7 protein-coding genes are annotated in these 9,096 nt (G+C 41.8%); 5 read left to right on the forward strand and 2 right to left on the reverse strand.

All coding sequences use genetic code 11. The annotated features are described in order from the left end of the window. Positions 1-92: 92 nt before the first annotated feature. On the reverse strand, positions 93-383 hold the full coding sequence (locus tag PCIT_RS22970) for a hypothetical protein (protein WP_010367698.1): 291 nt from the start codon (positions 381-383) through the stop codon (positions 93-95). A gap of 198 nt (positions 384-581) precedes the next feature. Beyond that, on the reverse strand, positions 582-1,484 hold the full coding sequence (locus PCIT_RS22975) for a DMT family transporter (protein ID WP_010367696.1): 903 nt from the start codon (positions 1,482-1,484) through the stop codon (positions 582-584). Between the two features lie 74 nt (positions 1,485-1,558). Here PCIT_RS22975 and PCIT_RS22980 point away from each other — a divergent pair, with 74 nt between their 5' ends. From PCIT_RS22980 to PCIT_RS23000, 5 genes are all read left to right on the forward strand, one after another. After that, positions 1,559-3,019: an aminotransferase-like domain-containing protein gene (locus PCIT_RS22980; protein ID WP_202889060.1), complete on the forward strand. Its 1,461-nt coding sequence runs from the start codon at positions 1,559-1,561 to the stop codon at positions 3,017-3,019. A 148-nt stretch (positions 3,020-3,167) separates the two neighbouring features. Next, on the forward strand, positions 3,168-5,024 hold the full coding sequence (locus PCIT_RS22985; RefSeq protein ID WP_010367693.1) for a DUF885 domain-containing protein: 1,857 nt from the start codon (positions 3,168-3,170) through the stop codon (positions 5,022-5,024). Between the two features lie 60 nt (positions 5,025-5,084). Beyond that, the gene (locus PCIT_RS22990) at positions 5,085-6,575 is read left to right on the forward strand and encodes a dipeptidase (protein WP_010367691.1); all 1,491 of its coding nucleotides are present in this window, start codon (positions 5,085-5,087) and stop codon (positions 6,573-6,575) included. A 228-nt stretch (positions 6,576-6,803) separates the two neighbouring features. Further along, positions 6,804-7,754 carry a heme-binding protein gene (locus PCIT_RS22995; protein ID WP_010367689.1) on the forward strand — a complete coding sequence of 317 codons (951 nt, stop codon included), beginning with the start codon at positions 6,804-6,806 and terminating at the stop codon, positions 7,752-7,754. A 145-nt stretch (positions 7,755-7,899) separates the two neighbouring features. Further along, positions 7,900-8,946 (forward strand): PDDEXK nuclease domain-containing protein, encoded by a 1,047-nt coding sequence (locus PCIT_RS23000; RefSeq protein ID WP_010367686.1) that lies wholly within the window; start codon positions 7,900-7,902, stop codon positions 8,944-8,946. The last annotated feature ends 150 nt before the right edge of the window (positions 8,947-9,096 follow it).

Genomic DNA, 9,096 nt, shown 5'->3' on the forward strand with positions numbered 1-9,096 from the left:
TGGTTTAGGTAGAATTAATTTTTATATACAACAATGTGTTTAGTGGAAGTTTCACTTAACACATTGTATTTTGTGATTCTAAACCTAGTTAATTATTCAGCGACTTCAACTGTGATCTCCTTTGCTTCTAATACGGTTTTTGCATTAGCACGCTCAATCACTTTTACTAAAGTAGTTTGAATAGTCTCATCTTTTTTAGCATCTGTATTACTCAAAAAAGTCTGGCTTTGCGGAGCTGCACCTTCTTCACTAATAAACTCTACAACCACTTTGTTAGCAAGTTCACTTGACTGCCCATAATATGTCAAAGAAATTTTCGGGTATCCTTGAAATCCATTTTTTACTTTTTTGGCAATGCGTTTTGTTGATTTATCTAAATTCATCACTTTTACTCATAAAAATAAATATATAGAATTTAGTTTATAAACTCTAAAATATACATTGTGTTTAATTATAACGTTTAATGTACGCTATGTGAGTTAATCATTACAGGGTTTTATTTTTACGTTTTATTGCCAGATGCCGTATAAGAGACTTTTTTAGAGTGCTTATAGGGCATTTGGTGTGTAATAGACTGTTTGTTATATCTGTGTTTTATAACTTGGTCTCAGTTGTGAAGGCAGACGTGGTTTTTTTACCACTAAATAGACTGCGAGTGCGGCACAGATAAAACCACAGACACCATATATATCAAATGTTTCGTCAAAAGCGAGCCATGCTTGCAATGCAGTGACTGGGGGGACTAAATAAAAGACGGATGCTACTTTTTCAGACTCGCCTTCTTTGACCATATATAAAAGTAGTAGGATTGCTGCAACCGAGAGCACCAATACTAACCAAATGAGCGTGGCAATAAATTCAGCTGTCCACTGTACTTGCATCGTTTCAAATGAGAATGCCCAAGGTATGAATAAGGCACTCGCAGCGACGTATTGCACCATGGTACCGGCGACGAGGTCGACATCTTGGCAAAAGCGTTTTTGATAAAGCGTCCCTAATGTGATCCCCAAAAGTGCAACCAGACTCATCCCAATGGCAAAGTGACGATGTGCGGTATTTTGCCATTGGATATTTCCGTGCAGTACCAGTGCGATTGCAACAAAGCCTAATAATAACCCGATCCATTGGGTTGTTGAAAACCGCTTATTGGAGAAGCAAATAAGTAAAAAAGCGGTGAGTATTGGCTGAATACCGACCAAAAGCGCATTAAGGCCTGCGGGCATGCCAAGTGATAACGCTTTAAATGAGCCACCTAAATAAAGGCCATGTATTAATAACCCGACAACACAGCTATGCCAAAACACCTTACCTTTAGGTATCTGCGTCTTTAGAAGTGCGACTAAAGCAATAAAAAATAGTATGTTAATACACATACGAATACTCAAAAATGTGGCAGGTTCAGCATATGTCAGTCCAAACCTTGCTCCGATAAAGCCCGATCCCCAAAGTAATACAAAGATGAACGGAATAAGTCTAATGATCATATAAATAATTCTGGCTTAAAGAATACACATGTCGTAACTTTAAGTGGGCACAGAATGAAATGATAGGCACAGTTTTGAATGTTTTTGAGGGTACAGATGAGCCTTTCGTAGCACCTGAAGTAAGTGCATTTAAATATCGTCAGGTTATGAACTATATAACAGATGCGATTGAACAGGGGCGTTTTGAAGCCGGTGAAAAGCTGCCTTCGATCAGAGTGCTGAGCGAGCTGCTTACCGTGAGCAAAAACTCTGTGATCAGAGCGTATGAGATACTAGAAGCACAGGATATGGTGTATAGCGTCGCGCGTTCAGGTTACCGAGTGAATGTACTCGCGAAGCAAGAAAGTACGGCGCTGGCCCCGCCAACTGATGTTGATTTACTGTCGGTTGCTAAAGAGGTGCTGACGGTATCTAAAGAACGCCATGTTATGCCAGCAGGATCAGCACACCCAAGCAGTGAGCTGCCAGCGGTAAAGCAACTTTATGCGGAAATTGGTCGTCATAGTCGTCGGCAAACTCATACTCCAAGTCACTATCAACTGCCCCCTGGTGATACAAACCTATTAAAGCAAGTGCTTAAAATAACAGAACAAAATGGAATTTCGAGTAAACCGAGCGATATTGTAATAACCAATGGGGCACAGCAAGCAATCAGTTTAGCATTTCGAGCCATCACCAGCCCTGGAGACATTGTTGCCATAGAAACCCCTTGTTATTTTGGCTTGTTGCTGATGTTGGAGTCCCTCGGGTTGAAAGTACTAGAGATCCCCTGTGATACTGTCTCAGGCATGGATATTAACGCGTTAGAAAGTGCGCTACAGCAATGGCCAATTAAAGCGGTATTGGTCACCCCAAACTTTAGTAACCCCTCTGGTGCATTGATGCCAGTACCAAGCAGGAAAAGGCTATTAGAGGTATGTAAAGGTATTTCAATTATTGAAGACGATGTGTTTGGTGGATTGGCTTATGCTAAGCCCTTACCTAGTTTAAAAATGATGGATGAGAACGAGTCGGTGATTTATGTGAGTTCATTGTCAAAAACGCTTGATTCTCGATTGCGTATTGGTTGGGTCGTTTCTCATAAGTATCAAGCAAGTATCAGTAAGCGACTGATCAGTGAAAGTATGGGGGGACACAACTTGATCCAATCCGCAGTGGCTGACTTTTTATCTACAGGAAAATATAAGCAGCACTTAAGGCGCGCTCAAAAATTGTATCAAGAAAATAATCAACAGTTTTGCAAGTTATTAAGGCAAGCGTTAGATAGCCACTGCGTGTTGAAAGGAGGTTACCAACTGACTATGCCTAAGGGGTCATTTTTATGTTGGTTAGTCTTACCGAGCAGCGTGTGCGGCTATCGTGTATACCGCCAAGCATTGGTAAAAGGGATCAGCATTTTACCGGGACGGCTATTTGCAACAAACCGACAGTTTGAGCACTGCATCCGCTTTAGTCTGGCGAATTTTCATGACACTATCCAGTGGCGTGACGCCATCACTGAATTGGCAGACATCATTGCACTACAACTCAAATGATTGGTCATTAATCGCATAGATTTGTATATTGCATACACTAAGTGGTATTGCTAAGCCAGCTTCCAAACCATTGACCAAAACACACTATAATGACTGTATTAAAAACAATAAAAATCTCAGTACGTTCATTATGCTAAGGACCTTATTTATGATTAAAAAAAGCTTACTTTCACTGGCTGTAATTGCCGTTCTCGCTGGTTGTTCGAGTGAACGCAATTCGTCATTATCCAGTGGTGGTTCTGAACAAGTCATAAGCCGTGCAACTGTTGATACTGTTGTTACGCAATACACGCGTGACTTCATTGGGCATCAACCTGGGCTTGCGACATCGCTTAAACTGACGGATGAGCAATATGGTCGTTATTCTGAACGGTTGCCAAATTATTCTGTTGCCGGTATGCAAGCGTTGCAAATTGATATGAACAAAGCGGCAGATCAGCTTAAACAACTGCAAAGTGAAAACTTATCATCAAGCGATAGATTACATGTGAGTGTTAATGAAGTTATAGCGCGCTACTATGCAGGTGATGCAAAGTTTAGTGGAGGCTATATTGATACTTGGGGCGGCCATTTACCTTACATCATAAATCAATTAGCAGGCCCTTTGGTTGAGATCCCAAATATTTTAAAAGAGCAGCATGGGATCAGTAACGCACCAGAGGCAACAGACTATATTAAACGCCTTTCAGCGTTCGCTGTGTTAACGGATCAAGTAAGAGAAAAAGCACTGGCGGATGCAGATAAGGGCATTATTTTACCAAAACCACTATTTGCAAATACCTTTGGTTACCTAAATAACTTTATAGCCCCTGCAGCTGGTGAGCATCCATTGGTTACGTCGTTAGCTGAGAAGTTAGAAGGTGCACAAGGGATTGATGAACCTGCGAAGACTGTGTTGGTAAAAAAAGCACAGCGTATTGTGGAGCAAGAGATTTACCCTGCCTTTACCCGTGTAATTAACACGATGAAAAAATTAGAAATCAAAGCACCCACTGAGGTCGGTATTTGGGCACAGCCTAATGGAGAAGCATTTTACCAGCATGAAATAACCTATCTTGCCGATTCGACGATGACCGCTGAACAAATACATGAGGTTGGTCTTCAAGAGGTATCACGTATTACTCAGCGTATGGATGAGATTTTAAAAGAGAATGGTTATCGCGAAGGCTCTGTGAGTGAGCGAATGCAAAAATTGAATGATGAGCCACGCTTTTTATTCGCAGACTCGGATGAAGGCCGAGAAAAGTTACTGACCTTTTTACGGGGGGAGATTGCAACAATTAACGAAAAGGCCCCTAATTTATTCTCTACCCTGCCACCACAAGAAGTGGAAGTAAAACGCATTCCAAAAGAAGTTGAAGCAGGAGCGCCAGGCGGGTATTACTATGGCCCCTCATTAGATGGCAGCCGCCCAGGGGTCTTTGCCATAAACCTAAAAGATATGAAAGCGGTACCGAGTTTTGGTTTAAAAACGCTGACTTACCATGAAGCAGTGCCAGGTCATCATTTCCAAATTGCCTTAAATATGTTGCAAACCGATATTGGCTTAATGCGGCAAAATGCCTCGTTTAATGCATATATTGAAGGGTGGGCGCTTTACTCTGAGTTAGTTGCTTATGAAATGGGCATGTATGAAAACGACCCATTTGGTGATTTAGGGCGATTACAAGCTGAAGCATACCGCGCTGCACGTTTGGTGGTTGATACCGGACTTCATTATAAAAAGTGGACTCGTCAGCAGGCAATTGAATATTTTGCGCAAGCGACGGGCTCTGCGATGAGTGATGTAACCTCTGCGATTGACCGTTACATCGCATGGCCAGGACAAGCACTTGGTTATAAGCTCGGGATGCTAAAATTGGTTGAACTACGCAATATGGCAAAAAATGCGTTGGGTGAGCAATTTGATATAAAAGCGTTTCATGACGTTATATTATTAAAAGGTGCACGGCCATTAGCCATTGTCGAAGCTGACGTGCAGCAATGGATCAATGCGCAAAAATAGATAATCAATACGGTCATTGTTAACGGGGGCTTAGCCCCCATTTTTATTGAAGGGAACCAAGTGAAAAGACTTTCTTTATGTGCGATATCGCTTATTGCGTGCAGTGTGCAGGCAACGTTACAAGACACCAGTAAAAGGGTTGCCGATTACGCAGTGGACACCTATCAACAGGCTCAGATCCATACCTTGTCGAATATGGTGTCGTTTCCAACTGTTAATGAACCAGGTATATCAGCTCCTGATAATCCGCATTTTATAGGCTTTAAACAATTATTAAAAATGAAAGCCGCAGAGCTGGGGTTAGACTACCAAGATTTGGGTTACACGGTATTAATTGGACTCGGTCAGCAAGATGAAAAAGTAACCGTTGTGACACATGGCGATGTGCAACCAGCAGACTCTAAAAAGTGGCAAAAAAGCCCGTATATATTGGATATGACATCTGAGCCTGGCAAGCTGATCGCGCGGGGGACTGAAGATGACAAAGGCCCAATTGCGACGGCACTGTATGCGATGAAGGCAATAAAAGACCAAGGTCTTGTACTCGAAAACCGCATAGAGTTAATGATCTATTTAGCTGAAGAATCTGATTGGGCACCTCTCAAAGCGTTTATGAAAACTTATGAACAGCCAAAGTATGCCATTACGATTGATGCCAGTTACCCTGTGGTGGTTGCAGAAAAAGGTTGGAGTTTAGTTGCACCGACCTTTGATGCATCTTCATCGCAAACCGATATGTATGTATCACAGCTCAAAGGTGGGGCATTTAAAAGTCAAATTCCCGAAGATGCCAGCGTGATTGTGCACAATGCCAGCGACGAAATAATGGCACAAATAAAAGCAAAGGCGGCTGAGCTAAGTACGGCTAAGTTCGAGTTTACCCCTGTTGATGGTGGGGTGAAGGTAATCAGTAAGGGCGTCTCTGCTCATTCTTCAGAGCCCGCTTCTGGGGTTAATGCCATTACGCATTTGGCAGCGTTGTTTAGCGAGGTTAAGCTTGAAAAGAACAGTGATGGGCAAGCAATTACTTTTATTAACCAGTTAATTGGCTTGGACTTACATGGTAAGCAGTTTGGTGAGATTGCGTATAAGCATGACTTTATGGGGCCGATGACCGTGTCTCCAACCGTGATAGAACGTAAAGGCACTGCCATTGAGCTGGCGATTAATTTACGTCGACCCGTTGGCAAAGAAGCTGTTGAATTATCGGAGCAAATTAATACGGCGCTAACTCAGTGGCAAAAGCAACACGGTGTAACGCTTGCAAATATAGAAGTGTCATTGGGTGAACCTATGCTGCTAGACAACGCGCCACATGCGCAAAAGTTACTCGATATATTTAAGCATTACACAAATGATGAAGATGCGAGCTTTGTCTCTATTGGTGGCGGTACCAATGCTAAGTTATTTGATAATGCAGTCAGTTTTGGCCCATCTATGCCCGGCAAAAAGTATACCGGCCATTCTGAGCATGAATATTTAACGGTTGAGCAAATCGAACTGAATTTGCGCATGTATACTGCGATGATGATTGAACTGGGTAATATGTGAGCCAGCAGCTTAAGTAGTCGCTATGTTTTGATACATTCGGTCAACAATGTCGAAACTTTATACTGTGAAGCCCGTATATAGACATGCGGGCTTTTCAATTTATGCTCAAAGCCATTCAAGTTGTAATCCACTGTAATACCAAAATGATTGTTTACTTGCTACAACCATAAGATGCATAGGGGCCCGATATTCTATCGGCTATGCATTTTTAAATAGTAGGAGCTAAGTATGTCAAATTCAGTCAACGAGCAGCAAAAACCGTCACAAAGAGTACTAAAAAAAGCAACGGGATCAGAAGAAGCGCTCGGGCCTTTTACTCATCTTCCCGGCGTATGGAAAAATACCGGACAATTTAGTGGGCATGGGTGGAATATGATAGCCCTTCCTTTTCCGACTGGTGAACTTGATTATCGACTTTTAAATAACCAGTATAACGAAACACTTACCTTTCAATTAGTTGATAAAAACGTGCCAAATAGGGGCGTTAATGGTGATCAAGAAGTAGAAACAATTGATTATGTTCAGCAAATAGAGCAAATTGCCGCTGCTGACTTTCCTGACTCAGGGCTTGCAGGGGAGGCTGGGCTTGCTATTCATCATGAGCCAGGGCTGTGGTTATATATGAAAAACCACACCACGGACGACTTAAATATTGCCCGCCTTTCAAGTATTCCCCATGGGGATTCATTAATGGCTTTGGGTACAAGCGCACAGAGCCAAACTGGGTTTGAAATACCGAAAATAAGTGGTTTACCTATTGGCGTCGATCAAAACTTAGAAGCTAACCCTTATTTGAAACCTTACCTGCATTTTCACAATAACTTATTTGAAAATGTATTTGACCCAACGCAGCCCAATGATTTGCTGAATAAAGCAATTTTACCTTTTTTTCAGCAAGGTAAAATCGCCAATGTAACGCAACTAAAAGTGGACTCAACATTAGCAACGGGAGGAGTAAATAATATTCCTTTTGTGGTTCGTCAAGCGAATGCTGGGCAAGTTGAAGCGACACTGTGGATATATGAACTAACAGAAAAACACCCCAATGGTGAGCCTAAGATGTTATTACAATACTCGCAAATTGTAATGCTGGATTTCTTTAAAAGAAAAGAGGGACAGGGCTTAATTCAATGGCCTCATGTTAGTATTAATACGCTTGAAAAGCAGCCAACAAGTTAAGCTATTAAGTTGGGGGCTCTTTATATTTGCGTGTTTGTAATTATAAATGGCGAAACATCAGGCACTTCTCTTAGAGCAGAACTGGCTCAAGGTGATTTAAAACGTTAAACTTAATAGGCTTAAATATTTTCACTTAAGGCCTGAAATGACCATTAATATACAACCGGATAGCGGTAGTTTTGTCTCTGATATTTCACAACTTATTGCGCATGCAAAACAGCGAGCAGCGATCGCAGTGAATAACGAGTTGACGCTACTGTATTGGCATGTTGGGCAGCGAATTAATCAAGAAGTGCTCGGTGGGCAGCGGGCAGACTATGGTAAGCAGGTGGTGTCTAAATTATCCAAATCCCTCACTGCGGAGTATGGCCGAGGTTGGAGCCAACGCAATTTACTACAGATGGTTAAGTTTTATGATGTGTTTCCTGATTTATCAATTGTGCAGACAGTGTCTGCACAATTGAGTTGGAGCCACTTTGTTATCCTAAGTAGCATTGATGAACCGCTAAAGCGGGATTTTTATACCACTATGGCAGTACAAGAGAGATGGTCGACTCGTACATTAGATGAGCGTATTGGTGCTGTCATGTTTGAGCGCACTGCCATAGCTAAGCAGCCTGATGAAGCAATATCGGCAGAGTTAGCAGAATTAAGATCATCTGGGGAGTTTAATCAGGCCCTTGTTTTAAAAGATCCTTATATGTTGGACTTTCTAGAATTGAATGATCGGTACTTGGAAAAAGATCTTGAAGATGCGATTTTACGCGATATTGAGCAGTTTTTGCTAGAGCTGGGCTCAGGGTTTACCTTTATCGCACGACAAAAGCGTATTCAGATAGACCATGATGACTTTTATATTGATTTATTGTTTTATAACCGTAAGTTAAAGCGGTTAGTGGCGATCGATTTGAAGCTCGAAAAATTTAAGCATAGCCATAAAAGTCAAATGGAGCTGTATTTGAGCTGGCTCAATAAATATGAAGTAGAGGAAGATGAAAATCCACCTTTAGGGATCATTCTTTGCACCAGTAAAAAACAAGAGCAGATCGAACTACTCGGTTTGGATAAAGGCGATATTCATGTGGCGGAGTATTTGACCAACTTAGTGTCTATGGAGCAGTTGGAACAGCGTCTTCATCATTCTATAGCCAAAGCAAAACAGCGCTTAGATTTACACCATAAAGAGACATAGAATACGCAAGCTTGTTGCTCTTGAGTGAGCTATCAGCCTGTTCAAGATCTGGTAAATATAAAACCGAGAGTTTTCTATCAAGCGAAGTGAGTATTTAAGCAAGTATGGATCCCAAACACCTCGTTCCTCGGTTTTGGGATGACGGCGGGG

The sequence above is a fragment of the Pseudoalteromonas citrea genome (assembly GCF_000238375.3).
Classification (GTDB): Bacteria; Pseudomonadota; Gammaproteobacteria; order Enterobacterales; family Alteromonadaceae; genus Pseudoalteromonas; species Pseudoalteromonas citrea.

What these genes read in the sequence shown, in the direction of transcription:
- PCIT_RS22970 (WP_010367698.1), bottom strand. Translation starts at nt 383, where the DNA reads ATGAATTTAGATAAATCAACAAAACGCATTGCCAAAAAAGTAAAAAAT.
- PCIT_RS22975 (WP_010367696.1), bottom strand. Translation starts at nt 1,484, where the DNA reads ATGATCATTAGACTTATTCCGTTCATCTTTGTATTACTTTGGGGATCG.
- PCIT_RS22985 (WP_010367693.1), top strand. Translation starts at nt 3,168, where the DNA reads ATGATTAAAAAAAGCTTACTTTCACTGGCTGTAATTGCCGTTCTCGCT.
- PCIT_RS22995 (WP_010367689.1), top strand. Translation starts at nt 6,804, where the DNA reads ATGTCAAATTCAGTCAACGAGCAGCAAAAACCGTCACAAAGAGTACTA.
- PCIT_RS23000 (WP_010367686.1), top strand. Translation starts at nt 7,900, where the DNA reads ATGACCATTAATATACAACCGGATAGCGGTAGTTTTGTCTCTGATATT.